This is a genomic window from Actinomyces sp. ZJ308, assembly GCF_011752065.1.
In the GTDB taxonomy this organism is placed as follows: domain Bacteria; phylum Actinomycetota; class Actinomycetes; order Actinomycetales; family Actinomycetaceae; genus Actinomyces.
Genome location: NZ_JAAIJY010000001.1, coordinates 37,069 through 53,913 on the forward strand (window position 1 = coordinate 37,069; position 16,845 = coordinate 53,913).

Consider the following 16,845-nt stretch of genomic DNA (forward strand, 5'->3'; position numbering starts at 1 on the left):
GCCGGCACGGGCCCGCCCCCGGAACGTGGAACATGGGTGCTCACTGCGCCGCAGCGGTGAGCCACTGGTGTCCTCCTTCCTCCAGACGCACTGTCCGGGGGCCCTGAGGCGTCGGCACCGTCGTGGTGACGGGCTCGAGCGCGTTGTTGATGACGAGGGTGGTGCGCCCGTCGGGGTAGGCGGCCACCTCCACCCTGGGGTCGAGGGCCGCCCAGCGGGAGAAGTCCTCCTCCTGGCCCGCGGCCCACAGGACGGCCCGGTGCAGGAGCCGGGAGTTCTGGGCGCAGTACGGCAGCCCCGAGGCGTACACCGCCCTGCCCCGGCCCACCTCGTTGACCGCGAGGCGGACCTGTCCGTCGGCGGCGTCGAGCACCCGGGTGGTGGGGCTGGTGACGACGACGTCGGGGGTGCCCTCGCCGTCGTCGAGGCCGTCGGTCAGGTCCTGGGTGATGAAGTGCTCCTGCACCCGTGGAAGGGGACGACGGGTGCTCAGGCCCCAGCCGATCTCGCGGTCGACGCCCAGGACGTCGGCGAGCTGGAAGGTGACCCCGTGGGCGGGGTGGGCGCTGGGAGCCCCCACCCCGATGAGGCCCCCGCCGCCGGTGACGAAGGAGCTGACCGCGGCGACCAGCTCGGGGTCCGCCCACTGCGCGCCCCCGGAGAAGGCGGTGCCCTCGGCCCCCGCGCACACGAGGACCTTCACGTCCCGGGCGGCTCCTGCGCGCACGTCGTCGAAGGACAGGAACTCCACGTCCAGGGGCAGGCCCGACAGCGCCTCCAGGACCCCCAGGTAGGAGTAGGTCTGGCGGTACCACAGCGCGTGCGCCACCATGTGCGTCATCCAGGAGCGCAGGCGGCCCCACGAGTTGATGACGGCGACCTTGAAGCCGGGGGCCAGCGGCCGGTGCCCGGCGGAGCGTGCGTGGATGGAGCGGAACTCCGAGACGATCTGCTCGATGCGGTCGATGAAGTCGGGGTGCTCGAGCGCCAGGGACAGGTAGCCGCCGTAGCCGATCCGGTCCAGGGGGGAGCGCACGATGGCTCGGCGGGCCTCCAGCCAGCTGCGGTTCGCCTCGGCGACGGGGTCGCCCCCCGGGTGGAAGACGTCGGGGAAGAAGTAGGGCAGGAACCGGCCCTCGGTGTAGCGGACGTGGGGGATGTCGGCGATCATCCTGCAGGTCGCCCCCGAGCCGACGGAGCCGACGACGGCGTCGATGCCGGTGGTGGCGAAGTGCTCGCCGTAGGGCTCGGTGCCGATCCAGTTATCCCCCAGGAACATCATCGCCTCCTTGCCGCGGGCGTGGACGGCCTCGGTCAGCTCGCGCACCCGGGAGGTCACGAAGCGCTGCTGGAAGTCGATCCAGTCGCGGAAGGCGCGGGTGGGGACCCGGAAGGGGGAGTTGTAGTACCCGGCGTCGACGAAGTCCTCGGCGCTCAGGCGGTAGCCGTACTCCTCCTCGAAGGCCTCCAGGGCGGGGAGGCTCACCGAGGCGGAGTAGCCGAACCAGTCGACGTAGCGCTCGGCGGCGTCGGCGCCGTAGACGAGGGTGAAGTGGTAGAAGAAGGTGGTGAAGCGGACCACGTCCACCTCGGGGTGCTCGTCGAGCCAGGAGCTCAGGTGGGAGCGCACATGGGCCCAGGTGGCCTCGTGGCGCACGTCGAAGGGCTTCTCCCTGGCGCGCGAGGGGTCCTCGTCCCAGCCGTTGGTGAGGTAGTTGTACATCTGGGTCGGGTCCCAGATCTGGGTCGCCAGGAAGCTGACGGTGTAGACGTGTCCGGCGAGCGCGTCGTGCACGGTGACCGTGCGCCCGTCGGCCCCCACGCTCCACGCCGTGGCGGGCAGCTCCCGGCCGGTGGTGCGGTCATGGGCCTGCCACCAGCGTGAGACGTCGCAGTCGGTGTCCGGCCGGACCTGGTCGGCGAACCAGGAGGACAGCAGGTCGATGCCCAGCGGGCCGTCGGCGGTGGCGACGACCCGGTCGGACATGAGGAAGATCCGGGTGGCCTCCTCGGGATGGGCATCGGCCCAGGCGTTGTCTCCGCGTCCGACGAAGTAGGTGGAGTAGACCCTGGTGGCCAGCTCGGAGACGATGCCGGGCAGCTCGGTGCCGTCGGAGTTCCGCACGGCGTCGGCGCCCAGGCGGGCGATGAGGGAGCGGATGTCCTCGTCCATGCCGGTCTGGATCGGCAGGGTGAGGCGGCCTCCCTCATAGGGGGAGGGAGGCGACGCGGGCTGGGTCTGGAGAGACATCAGCGCTCCTTCGAGCTGAATAGTCTGAACTCCGAACAAAATACAGCATGCGCCGCCTGCCCGCTACTGTCGAGGTGGTCGGTAAGTCCGACGGCGGTCAGGCGTCTGGGCCGAGGTCGACCAGGGAGGGGTTGTCGAGTACGGATTCCAATGCCACCAGGGCCGCCCCATGTGATGAAGCCCACTTTCCAAGGTGGGAGACCTCCACCCTCGCTCGGGCGCGCTCGTCCAGGAGACGGCCCTCCAGGGCGGCGGTGGTAGGGGCGATGAACACGTCCGCGAAGGCGGCCAGGTACCCCGACAGGACGATCACCTCGGGGTTGAGGACGTCCTCCAGGATCGCCAGCGCGCGTGCGAGCGCCTGCTGAGAGAGCCTCAGCCTCTGCGCGAGTCCGGCGTCCCCGGCGTCGAAGCGCCGGCGCAGGATCTCGGTGCGCCGTTCCAGGGAGGTGGTCTCGTCACGCACTTCATCGCCTGGTGGGTACGCCGAGGTCAGTGCCTGCAGGCCGGAGCGGGTCTCCCAGCAGCCCCGCCTGCCGCATCGGCACGGCAGGCCCTCGGGCTCCACGGGCATGTGCCCGACCTCGCCGGTCAGACCCAGCCATCCCCGCAGGAGGTGGCCGTCGGAGATGATGCCCGCGCCGATCCCCTCCCCGCCCGACAGGTAGAGCAGGTTGCGCACCCCGGCCTCCGCATAACGCTCGTAGGTGGCCACTGCGGCGAGCTTGGCATCGTTCTCCAACGTGATGGTCGGGACGTCCCCACGGGAGGTCGTACGGCGGGCGACTGCGTCACGGACCTCGTCCGCCACGGCGACGTCGTGCCATCCCAGAGCGGAGGAGTAGCGCACGGTGCTGCTGGCGTAGTCGATGATCCCGGGCTGGGCCAGGACGATTCCCGGAACGTTCGTCCCCTGCCGCGACAGCCGGTTCAGGGCATGGGACAGCATGGTGGCGATGCGCTCGATCATCTTCCCCGGGTGGTGCCCGGCGTCGCCCACGAGCTCGGAGCGGCGCACAAGCACGTCCCCCGTCAGGTCCACGATGGTCAGGAGCAGTGAGGCTCCGCTGATCTCCAGGCCTATCCCCGCCGCTGCGCGTGGAGCCGCACGCAGGCCCGTGCTCGGCCTGCCGACCCTGCCGGACAGATCGGGCTTCTCCTCGATGAGCAGTCCCCGTGAGCACAGCTCGGCCACCAGGGTCGACACCGTCGCCTTCGACAGTCCCGTCTCTCGAACCAGGCGCGTGCGTGACAGCGCCGGGCTCGCCTGAAGGTGGCGCAGGATGAGCGACATATTCGAGATGCGCACGTCGGTGTGAGCCTTGGGGCTCTGCGCTCCCGGGCCTTCGAGGAATCCTCGGCGATCCGGCCCGTCCACCGGGGTCCATCCTGCAGCCGGCACGCCGGTCTCCTCCTTCGTTGGCACTCTGTCGGCTCCGTGGGCCGTCGTCGTGCCCCTCAGCCTAGTGATTCGGAGGTGGCGGCCGGCCCGTTTCGGATGACGGCCTGCGGCGGTGGTGGCGGTTCGGGCGCCTCGCTCCGGTCTCGGCCGGGTGGGGACGCGCTCCGTGAGGCGTCCGCAGTCTCGACGTTGGCGGAATCCGAAATGAAATGTGATTTTATTCACTCGTGAACCCCTTGAGAGCTTCCAGTTGCGGATGCACCAGATGTTGGTTATGTGCCGCGACTGTGGTCTAGATGAGTGCTACCCATGTGAGTTCTCGATATCCGTGACCGTTTCAATAGATTCCGGCCGTGCGGAGCGATGGGTCCGGCCCCGATCCCGTGGCGCTCATCGCCGCGTTCCGCGGGAGCGCCCCGGACCGTGCCCGGAGCTGTGTCAAGGCCTCAAGGCCCGCGAATCCGCAGTTTCCGGGGTGATCTCAAATTGACCGCCCGCATGTTCCGCAGCACCATGAAACGGGCTTGCGGCCGTGATGGGGCCTGGAAGCGGCTCTCACAACTCGTCTTCCGGATTCCCATGGTCAAGCCTGGAGAGAGATCGCGAGGAGTACTGTGAAAGTCATTGAGGCCAGCCATGTCTACAAGGTCTTCGGGCGGCGACCGTCCGACGGCGTCAAGAAGCTCAAGTCAGGCAGGACGCGGGACGAGCTGAGGAAGTCGGGGCAGACCGCCGCCGTCATCGATACCTCCTTCGACGTCGACAAGGGAGAGATCTTCGTCGTCATGGGGCTGTCGGGCTCCGGCAAGTCCACGCTCATCCGTATGGTCAACGGTCTGCTGCCCATCACCGCGGGCAGCATGACCCTCTACGGGGAGGACCTGGCCCACATCTCCAAGTCGAAGCTGCGCGACCTGCGCCGCAAACGCGTCTCCATGGTCTTCCAGAACTTCGCCCTCCTGCCGCACCGGACGGTGGGGGAGAACGCCGCCTACGGTCTGGAGATCCAGGGCGTGAGCCGTTCCGAGCGCGAGCGCCGGGCCGAGGAGGCCCTGTCCATGGTCGGTCTCGAGGGCTGGGGCGGCTACAAGCCGGGCGAGCTCTCCGGCGGGATGCGCCAGCGCGTGGGCCTGGCCCGGGCGCTGGCCGCCGAGACCGACATCCTGCTCATGGACGAGGCCTTCTCCGCGCTGGACCCGCTGATCCGCCGCGAGATGCAGGACCAGCTCATCGACCTCCAGGGCAAGCTCGGCAAGACGATCCTGTTCATCACCCACGACCTCAACGAGGCCATGCGCCTGGGGGACCGGATCGCCATGATGCGCGACGGGCGCGTCGAGCAGGTCGGAACCGCCGAGGAGATCCTGCGCGACCCGGCCTCCGACTACGTCTCACGATTCGTGGCCGACGTCGACCGCACCCGGGTCCTGACGGCCGGCTCGATCGCGGAGCCGCCCTACGCGGTCCTGGGCTCGGACCGCAGCCCCCGCGCCGCCCACAAGCTCCTGCGGGAGAACCAGCCGCCGTGGTTGCTGGTGCAGAACCGTGACCGCTCGCCCTTCGGCTACGTGTGGGAGGACGACGTCGCCCGTGCGGTCAAGGAGGACTCCGACGTCCTGCCGCTGTCCACGATTCACGAGATGCCGGTCGTGTCGCACTCGACCCCCGTCAACGAGCTGTTCGCCTACGCCGCTCAGCACGCCGCCCCCATCGTCGTCGTCGACGACGACGGACGGATCTCCGGTGTCATTCCGCGCGTCACGCTGCTGGCCGCCATCAGTGAGCAGAACCAGGACGTCAGCGCCTCCAGCGCCTCCAGTGCGGGGAGCCCCGAGCCCGCGACCTCCGGCGGCGCCCCGCAGGGCGCCGGGGACGAGCGGGCCGCAGAGCAGACCGACGAGCAGGCCGCCAAGGCCAGTGAGACCACCGAGGCCGAAGGAGCCGACGCCTGATGATTCCCGTACAGACCCCCATCCCCAAGATTCCTCTGGGCTCGATGGTCGAGGTCCTCATCGACTGGATCCAGAACCATCTTCACGGGCTTCTCACCGTCGTCTCCCAGGCCGGAACCTCAGTCAATGACACTCTCGTGGACCTGCTCCTGGCCGTGCCGCCCCTGCTGATGGTGGTCGTCTTCGCGCTCATCGCCTGGGTGGCGAAGTCGTGGAGGCTGGCCGTGGGGACCGCCGTCACCTTCCTGCTCATCATCTCCCTGGGACAGTGGCGCAACGCGATGGAGACACTGGTCCTGGTCACCCTGGCGACCCTGACCGCCCTTGTCTTCGCGATCCCCCTGGGGATCTGGGCCGCCCGCAACAAGTACGTCAGCGCGCTCGTCCGCCCGGTCCTCGACCTCATGCAGACGATGCCCGCCTTCGTCTACCTCATCCCCTCGGTCCTGTTCTTCTCCATCGGTGTGGTTCCCGGCATGTTCGCCACGCTCGTCTTCTCCATGCCTCCCGGGGTGCGCATGACCGAGCTGGGCATCAAGCAGGTGGACAAGGAGACCGTCGAGGCGGGGCGCTCCTTCGGCGCCACCGACTGGCAGATCCTCAGGGGCATCCAGCTTCCCCTGGCCGTTCCCACCATCATGGCCGGTGTCAACCAGGTCATCATGCTGGCCCTGTCGATGGCCGTCATCGCGGGCATGGTCGGGGCCGATGGCCTGGGGAAGGAAGTCGTCAACGCCCTGTCCACCATCGACATCGCCAAGGGCACCGAGGCGGGCCTGTCCATCGTGTTCCTGGCGATCTTCCTGGATCGGGTGACCGCGGCCCTCGGGGCGCCGCGGGAGGAGGGCTCGCTGCTCTCGCTCATCAAGAAGCGGTGACCCATGACTCGACTGACTCGACGATGCCATTCCGCTCTGCCCTCGTCGGCGCCGGGCGCATATCGAAGGAACGCCATGCAGACCTCCCGCCGCACGTTCACCACCGCCCTCGCCTCCCTGGCGGCAGCCGGCGCCCTGTCGGCCTGCGGCGGGGCATCCGGCGGGGGCAAGCGGCTTCGTCTCGGCTTCGTCCCGTCCTGGAGCGACGGGCTGTCCATGACCCACCTGCTCAAGACCCAGCTGGAGAAGGCCGGCTACCGGATCAAGCTCATGGACCTCAGTGAGGCCGGGCCGCTCTACGCGGGGCTCAGCCAGGGGGCGGTCGATCTCTACCCCTCGGCGTGGCCCGACATCACCCACAAGGACTACATGGACAAGTACCGTAAGTACATCGAGGACCTGGGGACCTACTACGACTCGGCCAAGCTGTGCTGGTCCGTCCCGGACTACTCCGCCATGACCTCGATCGAGGACATCAAGCCCCATGCCTCGCAGATCGACAACCGGATCGTCGGCATCGAGTCGGGGTCCGGCCTGGTCAAGGCCTCCGAGGAGGAGGTGATTCCGGCCTACGGCCTGCAGGACATGAAGTTCCTGACCTCCTCGACCGCGAGCATGCTCACCGAGCTCAAGAAGGCCGTTGACGCCAAGCAGGAGATCGTGGTCACCCTGTGGCACCCCTTCTGGGCGAACACCACCTTCAACATGCGTGACCTGGAGGATCCCAAGGGCGCCTTCGGCAAAGGGGAGGGTCTTCACTTCCTGGGACGGGAGGGCTTCGCGCAGGAGTATCCCGAGATCGCCACGTGGCTCGGCTCCATCAAGATGGATGAGGCCACCTACGGCGGCCTCGAGGACATGGTCGTCAACACCTATGGCAAGGGCAAGGAGGACCAGGCAGCCGTCGCCTGGTCCCAGGAGCACCCGCAGTACGACTTCAAGGAGTCCTGACGCGGTACTGCCGCTCGCCCGTCCGTGCGGAGAGCGGCGTCTGAGGCCTCGTGATCCCGCCGTCGGCATGCCCGACGGCGGGATCACCGCTGTCAGGACGGAGCTGACGGGGAACCGTCAGGGCGGTGTGCCGTACCGGTGGAGGCGACGTCGTCCTGACGGCTGCGTTTCCTCATCTCCTCATGCGACATCGGTGTGGTCCACGGCTTGTCCAACGCGCAGGTCACGATGACCGAGGCGGCCCACGTGAGTGCGGTGAGGGGGATGAGGCGCGCCGGAGCGAAGAGCATGGTCGCGATCGCCCCGCCGATGGCGGGCCAGGTAAGGGCCGAGGCGATCCGCTCGGCTCTGTTCATGTCGTTGGTGCGCTGGATACGCATGGTCAGGCGCATCGAGGAGGCGTCGAGGGCCTCGCGTACCGCGGTTGCCAGGATCGTGAACCCCGTGATCTGGTCGGAGCTGAGTCCGGTATGGGTGAGAGCGGACCAGATGGCCACTGCGATTCCGACAACGAGTGCCTCGAGGATCGCCAGGAGGATCCTTCCGGTGACCACTCCGGACAGGGGGACGGCCGGTGTCCAGTGCCCGTGGTCCGGTGTGTGAGCGATGCTGCGCGCACTCATGTGCCCCTCCTACCGCCTTGCAGCCCACAGATGTCGCACCTCCACCCTAACGATGGCGTGAGCGCCGTCGCAGTTGATGCTCGTCGGTGGTGGCGAGCGGGTTCCGTCATCTTGACGTCCGCATCGGGTTATCGGTGTCCACAGAAATGACATTGGAAGGATCTTGGCGCACGAGGGGCGGGCAGATCGTTGGAATCACACCGATCCACCGGATCGAATCTGCGGGTTGGGGATCCAATGTCATTCCTGTGGACATTCCGGCGACGTGACGCGGGCTTCCTGGTGATCCGAGGCCGCCGCCCTTTCATCCGGCGCAGTGAATAAACCTCGGCGGTCCGGCGGCTACGGCGCTGGCCGGCTCAGCGCGATCCGGCTGAGCTCGGGGAGGTACCTGCGGCCGTCGCGGAAGTCGGCGGTGACGTACTCCGGCGGGATCGGCTGGGGCTGGTGGACGCGCTCCTGGATGGCGTCATAGCCGAGCGAGGTGTCCCACGGCCTCTCGATGACGGCGACGAAGGCCATGAACGGCAGCCATGTGAGAACCGTCAGCGCCGTCGTCGACGCCGGAGCGAGGAGCCGGGCGGCCAGGAACCCGGCGAATGCGGGGCAGATCACGGCAACGAGAGTCAGCAGGAGGCCATGAGCGTCCCGGGAGCGCCACGCCCGCATGATGAGCCGGTGCGCGGAGGCGTCGACGGCCTCGCGCACGGTCACCGCCACCAGGGAGAAGAGGATCACCCGGCCGAGTCCCAGGCCGGCCCCGGTCATAGCGGACCAGGTCAGCACGATCACCGCCAGCCCGATGACGCCGGGCACTCCGAGAAGCAGGCGACCCACCACCATCGCGGAGACGGGGGTGACAGGCCTCCAACGTCCGTGTCCTGTCTCGCCTTGTCCCGTGCCGGTCCTGCTCATGGATTCCCTTCTGATCGGCCTGATCGTGGATTCAACCGTTTGAGTCATTCTACAAAGCCTGTGGGAGACGTCTCGCACTGACAGTAGCTCTCGGCGTCGGTACGGGGCGTGCCTTACCATCATCCCGGCTCACCGCACTGAAAGGACCCCTATGACCTCGCTCGCCGCCCCTGACCCCACCGTCCTCGCCGGCCTCAAGGGCCGCAGCTTCCTCAAGGAGCTCGACTTCACCCCCGCCGAGTGGATGGCGCTTATCGAGCTGGCCGCCCAGCTCAAGGCGGCCAAGAAGGCCGGGCAGGAGGCTCGTCACCTGGAGGGTAAGAACATCGCCCTCGTCTTCGAGAAGACCTCGACGCGCACCCGCTGCTCCTTCGAGGTCGGTTCCCACGACCAGGGCGCCCACGTCACCTACCTGGACCCCTCGGGCTCCCAGATGGGTCACAAGGAGTCCGTGGCGGACACCGCCCGGGTCCTGGGCCGCATGTTCGACGGCATCGAGTACCGCGGCGACAAGCAGTCCAAGGTCGAGGAGCTCGCCACCCTGTCCGGGGTGCCGGTGTGGAACGGGCTGACCGACGAGTGGCACCCCACCCAGATGCTGTGCGACTCCCTGACGATGCTGGAGCACGCGGGCAGGCCCGCCGGCGAGATCTCCTACGCCTACATCGGCGACGCCCGCTTCAACATGGGGCGCTCGCTGCTCGTCAACGGCGCGCTCCTGGGCGCCGACGTGCGCATCGTGGCGCCCAGGGAGCTGTGGCCCGACGAGGAGTGCATCGCGGCCGCCCGCCGGGTCGCCGAGTCCACCGGCGCCCGCGTCACCCTGACCGAGTCGGTCGAGGAGGGCGTCGCCGGCGTCGACTTCGTCCACACCGACATCTGGGTCTCCATGGGTGAGCCCAAGGAGGTCTGGGACGAGCGCATCGCCCTGCTGCGCCCCTACCAGGTCAACGCCTCGCTCATGGAGATCGCCGGCCCGCAGGCCAGGTTCATGCACTGCCTGCCCGCCTACCACGACCGCAACACGACCGTGGGCGAGGAGATCTTCCAGGCCACCGGCATGGACGGCGTCGAGGTCACCAACGACGTCTTCGAGTCCGAGGCCTCCATCGTCTTCGACCAGGCCGAGAACCGCATGCACACCATCAAGGCGGTGATGGTCGCCACCCTGGGCGACCGACCGGCGGACTGAACCGGCGGAACCGGCGGAGGGGCGGGCCCCGGCCGACGGCGTCGGACGGCACCCGTTCGGGCGTTCGTCGAGGTGGGGCCCGCCACCCTTGTCCCGGTTTCATCATGTTGATTGAAGATCGTGCGTATTCTGTGATCGTGAGTCCGGACCATCAGCATGCCAGCGGCGAGATCGACATCGCCTCTCTTCATGCGCAGGACTCCACCGGCCTGCTGGATCGGATCGACCGCGCCGTAGTCTGGGACATCCCCCTGACGACGCCGTTTCGCGGCATCACCCGCCGTGACGGCGTCCTCCTCCACGGCCCCGGCGGCTGGGGCGAGGTTGCGCCGTTCTGGGACTACGGATCGGAGGCCGGCGCGCCCTGGCTCGCCTCCGGACTGTCCCAGGCCCTGGGAAACGCCTTCCTGCCCCGCTACCGCGAGACCATCTCCGTCAACGTCACGGTCCCCGAGGTCGGAGCCGAGGACGCGGCCGAGATGGTGCGTTCCTCCGGGGCCAGGACCGCCAAGGTCAAGGTCTCCGGCAGGCGTGAGCATCGCTCCGCCGACCTGGAGCGGCTCGAGGCGGTCCGTTCAGCCCTCGGCCGTGCCGGCAGGGTGCGCATCGACGTCAACGGCGCCTGGGACGTGGACACCGCCCGCGAGAACCTGCCGCAGATGGACCGGGCCGCCGGGGGACTGGAGTACGTCGAGCAGCCCTGCGCCACCGTCTACGACCTGGCCGACCTGCGCCGCGCGGTCGACGTCCCCATCGCCGCGGACGAGTCGATCCGGCTGTCGGCCAACCCCCTGGAGGTCGTGCACCGGCGCGCGGCCGACGTCGCCATCCTCAAGGTCGCCCCGCTGGGCGGTGTGAACCGGGCCTTGGACATGGCCGAGCGCCTCGGTCTGCCTGCGGTCGTCTCCTCCGCCCTGGACACCTCCGTGGGGATCATGGCCGGCGCGACGCTCGCCTTCAGCCTGCCCGGCCTCGGTCACGCCTGCGGCCTGGGCACTGCGCGCCTGCTGACCCAGGACGTCGCCGAGCCCAGCGTCGTCCCCCGCGACGGGACCCTGCGCGTCGACGACGGGGCCCCGGTCTCCGAGCGCCTCCTGAACGAGGTGAAGGCGGGGCCCTACCTCACCCGGCACTGGCAGACGCGTCTGCTGCACCTGGCCGGCGCCCTGCACGCCCGCCGCCAGCGTGAGGCCCGCGACCCGAGCCGGTCCGTGGCCGGGCTGCCGTTGTAAATCCCGTTCGACCCGCGCCGCAGGTCCGCCGAACTGTGACGAATCGCAGCGGGAAGGAGGTCGGGCGCTCTCGTATTCTCACCCCTGTGACCGCCACCCCGGAGTCCCCGCAGCTCCCGCCCGCCCTGGCCGACGCCCGCAGCCTCGTGGCGGCACTCCTGTCCGAAGGCGTTCGCGAGGTCGTCCTGTGCCCGGGGTCGCGCAGCGCCCCGCTGGCGGATGCCCTCGCCGACGCCGCCGACGCCGGGGCCCTGAGGCTACGGGTCGTCCTGGACGAGCGCAGCGCCGGCTTCATCGCGCTGGGCGCCGCCCGGGCCCACGCCCTGAACGGGGACAGCCGGTGCGCCGCCGTCGTCACCACCTCGGGGACGGCCGTGGCCAACCTCCACCCGGCCGTCAGCGAGGCCGACGCCGCCGGTGTCCCCCTGCTCGTCATCAGCGCCGACCGACCCCACGAGCTGGTCGGCACCGGTGCCAGTCAGACCACCGAGCAGACCGGCCTCTTCGTACCGGCCACGCGCCTGGTCGTCGACCTGCCCGCCGATCTGTCCGCCGACCTCGGGGGCGACGCGGGCGGTGCGGCCCGCGTCGCCATCGGCGGGCAGGTGCGCCGCGCCGTCGCCGCAGCCACCGGGGCCCTGAGCCGAGACCCCGGGCCCGCCCAGATCAACGCCCGCTTCCGACCTCCTTTGACGGTGGAGGGCGCGGCGCCGGCCGTCCCGCCGACCTCCGGTCCGCCGACGACTGATGCGGCTGCGCCGGCCGCGGCTCTCCCGAGGGCCGGTGCCCAGGGCGGTGAGCAGCCCGCTCACGGGTCCTCCCAGGAAGGTCGTCCGGGAGTCGTCATCGCCGGGGACACCGCCCATCGCGCCGTCGGGGCCCTGGCCAAAGCGCTGGCCGAGCACCTCAGCTGGCCGCTGCTGGCCGAACCCACCTCTCAGGCCCGCAGCGGGCCTCAGGCCCTGACCCGCTACGCCGAGCTCCTGGGCACCCGGTCCGGCCGTGAGCTCGCCGGGAGCGCCGGCCACCTCATCGTCGTCGGCCACCCCAGCCTCAGCCGCTCGGTGACCGCGCTCCTGGGGCGCGACGACCTCGACGTCATCGTCCTGGCCGAGCGCGCCCGGTGGACTGATGTCTCCGGGCGGGCCCACCGCGTCATCCCCATCGACGGGCCCGGCTCCCTGCCGGCCGACGGCGCCGCCGCCCGGGCCGCCCGGCTGGCCGACTCACTCGGCCTGGTTCGAGCCGGTGCCGCCTGGAGCGCCGCCTGGCGGCGAGCCGTGGCGGACCTGCCCGAGCCGGACCGCTCCGGCAGCACCGACGCCATCGGGAGGGCCGCTGCCGACGTCTCCGGAAACGCCGCGGTGACGGCCGTGTGGGAGGCGAGCCTCCTGCCCGGCGCCCCCACCCTGCTGGTCGGCTCCTCGATGACGGTGCGCCGTCTCGACCGCCTCGCCCGCCCCGGTGAGGCGGCTCCGAGGGCCGCTGCCAACCGCGGCCTGGCGGGAATCGACGGCACCATCGCCACCGGAATCGGGCTGTGGATGGCATCGGGGCAGCCGGTGCGTGCCGTCATGGGGGACCTCGCCTTCCTCCACGACGCCATGTCAATGGGGAGAGGACTCCGTGAGGAGGAGGCCGACCTTCAGGTTATCGTCATCGACGACGGTGGAGGAACGATCTTCTCCCACCTTGAGTACGCCCACACCACAGCGTCTGGTCGGTTCGAACGGCTCTTCGCCGCGCCCCAGTGTGCGAGTATTTCTGCACTGGCCTCCGCTCTGGGGGCTCGGGTCCATGTCCCCGAGGACGCCGCAGCCCTCCAGGCGCTCCTGGCGGAACCGGTCGACGGACTGAGCGTCGTCCTCTGGAGAGTCGGTAGGCCGTCGATGGGGACCGTCGATGGGCGCACGCCTAACGCCGGGACAACATGAGCAACGATAGAGATAGACGGCACTGCGCGAGATGAGCCCCGCAGGAGAGGCCACCGGCTCGTCGAGCCCACCTCCCACTCTCATCGCGCTGCGACACAACGGTTACATGATCCACAGCACAGCCTCAGGAAACAATCGGAAACGGTACAGAGCCCTGAGGTTGTCTGCCTGCGGACCTGGACAGGGCGCAAGGCCCGAGGAGGAACACATCTATGAGCGGTTACGACGAGACGAACTCGGAGGCCTACCGGCCCGCTGATCCGACCCAGGCCGCGGGCGGCAGTCATCCCGGTGTCGGCTCCCAGCCCGCTACGAGTCAGGAATCGTCGGCCGCGGCGGCCTCCGGCAGCGAGGCTCCGAACGAGTCCTCGAACCAGCCCCTGAGCGTCTCCCCGAACCGGTCCGGCTACGAGAACCTCTCGCAGGCCTACGGGGCGGACACCTCCCAGCCCGAGCCGGTCCTGCCCAGGCCCGCCCAGGCGGTGGGCGCGGAGCATGCCGAGCACACCCGGCCGCTATCGGCGGACCAGCCCACCTCGCAGCTGCCCGCGGACCAGCCGACGTCGGTCTACGATCAGCCCGCTCAGAGCTCCTCCCCGTCCTACGACGCTTACCAGCAGGGTCAGTACCAGCCTGCGCAGGGCCAGTACCCGTCCCCGCAGTACCTCCAGCAGCAGAGCCCCTACCCCGCCTCCCCTCAGGTGCAGCAGGCGGCGTCATACAGCCAGTCATCCGCCCAGCAGCCCTACCAGGGGCAGCAGGCGCACCTCGGCTCGCCCTACACGAGCGTTCCGACGACGCCCGGCGACTACGACGTCGCCCACTCGGAGACCCACGGTGCCGGTGCGTCGGCCGGTAGCGCGCAGGGCGGCCCCAGTGGCTACGCGCCCGTCGGCGCCGCAGGGGAGTCCTTTTACGCGACCTCGAACGTCGCAGGCGCTCAGAGCGGCAAGAGCCGACGTCGGGGACCGGGTTGGTTCGCCCTGGTGGCCTCCGTCGTGGTCGCCTCCCTACTGGGGGCCGGCGGCGCCGTCGGCGCGATCCGGTACATGGGTGCCCACGGCGATGGCGCCTCGTCGCGCTCCTCGGCCGCCCCCACCGCGATCGCCACGGGCGACACGACCAAGACCGTAGACAGCGCCGGCCAGGCCCCCGACTGGGAGGCCGTCTCGGCCGCGGTGTCCAACGCCGTCGTGTCCATCGCCATCGCCACGCCGAACGGGACGGCGCTGGGATCCGGCGTCATCTTCGACAAGGACGGCCACATCATCACCAACAACCACGTGGTGGCCGGTGCCTCGCAGATCCAGGTGACGCTGGCCGACGGCCGCGTCTACGAGGCCGAGACCACTGGCACCGACCCCGCCACCGACCTGGCGGTCATCCAGCTCAAGGACGCCCCCGACAACCTCACCGTCGCCCAGCTCGGCGACTCCGACAAGCTGGCCACCGGCCAGGACGTCATGGCGATCGGAAACCCGCTGGGCCTGTCCTCCACGGTGACCACCGGCATCATCTCGGCCCTCGACCGCCCCGTCGTCAACTCCCAGGGGGAGGGCGGCGAGGACGGCTCGGGCGGCGGCTCATCCTCCTCCGCCGTCTACACCAACGCCATCCAGATCGACGCCGCCATCAACCCCGGCAACTCCGGTGGCCCCCTGTTCGACGAGAAGGGTCGGGTCATCGGCATCACCAGCTCGATCGCCACCATGGGGCGCTCCAGCTCCGGTGAGAGCGGCGGCTCGGGCAGCATCGGCATCGGATTCGCCATCCCCGTCAAGCTGGCCGAGAAGGTCGCCAAGCAGCTCATCGAGTCCGGGTCCGCCACCCACGCCTATCTGGGGGTCAGCCTCGATACCGATGCCGCTGAGGCAGACGGCACCAAGCGCGCCGGCGCCAAGATCACCTCGGTCGAGAGCGGCTCCCCGGCCGACAAGGCCGGCCTGAAGAGGGACGACGTCGTCATCGCCATCGACGGCAAGACCACCTCCCAGGGCTCGGCCCTGACCGGCTACGTGCGCCAGTACTCCGCCAATGACAAGGTCAAGCTCACAGTCATCCGCGACTCCAAGCAGCAGGACGTCGACGTGACCCTGGCCGAGCGCAAGGACTCCTGAATCCCGGGCCCGGTCAGAGGCGCGCACCCAGCGCGCCCAGCATGGGGCGCATCTTGGCGGTGGTCTCGGCCAGCTCGTCGATGGGATCGGAGTCGGGCATGATGCCGCCGCCCCCGAAGACCCGTGCGGGGCGGTGCGGGCCGACGCCGCCGGCGGGCAGCTGGGCGCTGCGCAGCGCGATGCACCACTCGCCCTCGCCGCGCCAGTCCACCCAGCCCACCGGCCCGGCGTAACGGCCCCGGTCCATGGACTCGACCTCCTCGATGAGGCGCGCGGCCGCCGGCGTCGGCGTCCCGCACACGGCCGCCGTCGGGTGCAGCGCATCCACGAGGGCCAGGGCGCCGGTGTCACCGGCGACGACCCCGGTGACGTCGCTGGCCAGGTGCAGGACGTTGGGGAGTGTCAGGACGAAGCGCGTCGGGGTCTCCACCGCCGAGCACAGCGGCTCCAGCGCCGTGATCGCCGAGGCCCTGGCCAGCTCGTGCTCCCGGTTGTTCTTCTCCGAGCCCTCCAGCCAGGCCGCCAGACGGGCCGTGGCCGACGCGTCCTCACCGGCGTGCCGGCGAGCGGTACCGGCCAGCACCCGGCTGATGAGACGCCGATCGCGCAGACGCAGCAGCAGCTCCGGGCTGGCCCCCACCATCTGGTCGACGGCGAAGGTCCAGGTGGACGGGTAGCTGGAGGCCAGGCGCCTCAGCACCGTGCCGGTGGCCAGCGGCGCCGTCGGGCGGGCCAGGACGTCGCGGGCCAGGACCACCTTGCGGGCCCGCCCCGAGCGCATCCGCTCCTGCGTCACCGTCACCGCCCGGCACCACTGCTCCTCGCTGAGAGCCCCGGTCTCGACGGCGGTGTCGCCGCCGGCATCGTCGCCGCTGTGCCCGCCGCCGGCGTGCTCCCGGTCGATCACGTCACGGGCCCTAGCCACGAGCGCCCCGATGAGCGCCTCGGGATCCGGGTGCTCCGGCTCCATCCCGTCCGAGGCTGCGCGAACCGCGGTCGTCAGCCAGGCGCCGTCGTCATCGAGCCCGATGAGGACCTCGGGGACCAGCAGCACCGAGGACTGCGCCGAGGTGGGGGAGAAGGCGATCGTGCCCAGGGCCACCGGGCCGGTCCCCGGGCGCACCAGCGCGTCGCGCCACCAGGCGGCGCCGACGACGGAGCGCCACGCCCCCCGCAGCGCCTCGATGCGCCCGTCGCCGTGGGCCTCGATCGCAAGGGCGCGCCCCAGGCCGATGAGTCCCCGCCCCTCGTGGACCCAGGAGCAGACGTCCTGGCGGCCCGCCAGCAGGTCGATGAGCGCGAGTCCCTCCAGCGCCCCAACGGTCAGCTCGCGGGTGCGGAAGGACAGGCGCGGCGGCGCCGCCTGACAGTGCTCGGCCCTCACCGGTCAGCTCCCGT

Annotated in this window: 12 protein-coding genes; 7 read left to right on the forward strand and 5 right to left on the reverse strand. The window is 70.1% G+C overall.

Annotation, left to right across the window (positions count from 1 at the left end):
- Positions 1-40: 40 nt before the first annotated feature.
- On the reverse strand, positions 41-2,251 hold the full coding sequence (gene gnpA / locus HCR68_RS00160) for a 1,3-beta-galactosyl-N-acetylhexosamine phosphorylase (RefSeq protein ID WP_167145056.1): 2,211 nt from the start codon (positions 2,249-2,251) through the stop codon (positions 41-43).
- Positions 2,252-2,348: 97 nt separating this feature from the next.
- Positions 2,349-3,677: an ROK family transcriptional regulator gene (locus HCR68_RS00165; protein WP_243858825.1), complete on the reverse strand. Its 1,329-nt coding sequence runs from the start codon at positions 3,675-3,677 to the stop codon at positions 2,349-2,351.
- A 590-nt stretch (positions 3,678-4,267) separates the two neighbouring features.
- Between HCR68_RS00165 and HCR68_RS00170 the strand changes: the two genes are divergently transcribed.
- From HCR68_RS00170 to HCR68_RS00180, 3 genes are all read left to right on the forward strand, one after another.
- Entirely contained in the window at positions 4,268-5,605 is a 1,338-nt protein-coding gene (locus tag HCR68_RS00170; protein ID WP_167145058.1) for a glycine betaine/L-proline ABC transporter ATP-binding protein, read from the forward strand.
- Entirely contained in the window at positions 5,605-6,483 is an 879-nt protein-coding gene (locus HCR68_RS00175) for a proline/glycine betaine ABC transporter permease (protein WP_167145060.1), read from the forward strand. Before HCR68_RS00170 ends, HCR68_RS00175 begins: the two co-directional genes overlap by 1 nt.
- Positions 6,484-6,558: 75 nt before the next feature.
- On the forward strand, positions 6,559-7,434 hold the full coding sequence (locus tag HCR68_RS00180; protein ID WP_167145062.1) for a glycine betaine ABC transporter substrate-binding protein: 876 nt from the start codon (positions 6,559-6,561) through the stop codon (positions 7,432-7,434).
- Between the two features lie 92 nt (positions 7,435-7,526).
- Here the strand turns inward: HCR68_RS00180 and HCR68_RS00185 are convergent, their stop codons facing one another.
- Together HCR68_RS00185 and HCR68_RS00190 are read right to left on the reverse strand one after the other, a co-directional pair.
- Positions 7,527-8,057, reverse strand: a complete 531-nt coding sequence (locus HCR68_RS00185; RefSeq protein ID WP_167145064.1) for a hypothetical protein — start codon at positions 8,055-8,057, stop codon at positions 7,527-7,529.
- A gap of 342 nt (positions 8,058-8,399) precedes the next feature.
- Positions 8,400-8,972 carry a hypothetical protein gene (locus HCR68_RS00190; protein WP_243858826.1) on the reverse strand — a complete coding sequence of 191 codons (573 nt, stop codon included), beginning with the start codon at positions 8,970-8,972 and terminating at the stop codon, positions 8,400-8,402.
- Positions 8,973-9,123: 151 nt separating this feature from the next.
- Here HCR68_RS00190 and argF point away from each other — a divergent pair, with 151 nt between their 5' ends.
- The 4 genes from argF (at position 9,124) to HCR68_RS00210 (ending at position 15,447) form a co-directional block, all read left to right on the forward strand.
- A complete protein-coding gene (gene argF / locus HCR68_RS00195; RefSeq protein WP_167145065.1) occupies positions 9,124-10,164 on the forward strand; it encodes an ornithine carbamoyltransferase in 1,041 nt (346 codons plus the stop codon).
- Between the two features lie 104 nt (positions 10,165-10,268).
- The gene (locus HCR68_RS00200) at positions 10,269-11,396 is read left to right on the forward strand and encodes an o-succinylbenzoate synthase (protein WP_167145067.1); all 1,128 of its coding nucleotides are present in this window, start codon (positions 10,269-10,271) and stop codon (positions 11,394-11,396) included.
- 86 nt (positions 11,397-11,482) lie between these two features.
- The gene (gene menD, locus HCR68_RS00205; RefSeq protein WP_167145069.1) at positions 11,483-13,330 is read left to right on the forward strand and encodes a 2-succinyl-5-enolpyruvyl-6-hydroxy-3-cyclohexene-1-carboxylic-acid synthase; all 1,848 of its coding nucleotides are present in this window, start codon (positions 11,483-11,485) and stop codon (positions 13,328-13,330) included.
- Between the two features lie 212 nt (positions 13,331-13,542).
- Entirely contained in the window at positions 13,543-15,447 is a 1,905-nt protein-coding gene (locus tag HCR68_RS00210) for a trypsin-like peptidase domain-containing protein (RefSeq protein ID WP_167145071.1), read from the forward strand.
- 13 nt (positions 15,448-15,460) lie between these two features.
- Here the strand turns inward: HCR68_RS00210 and HCR68_RS00215 are convergent, their stop codons facing one another.
- The gene (locus HCR68_RS00215; RefSeq protein WP_167145073.1) at positions 15,461-16,831 is read right to left on the reverse strand and encodes an isochorismate synthase; all 1,371 of its coding nucleotides are present in this window, start codon (positions 16,829-16,831) and stop codon (positions 15,461-15,463) included.
- Positions 16,832-16,845 lie beyond the last annotated feature (14 nt).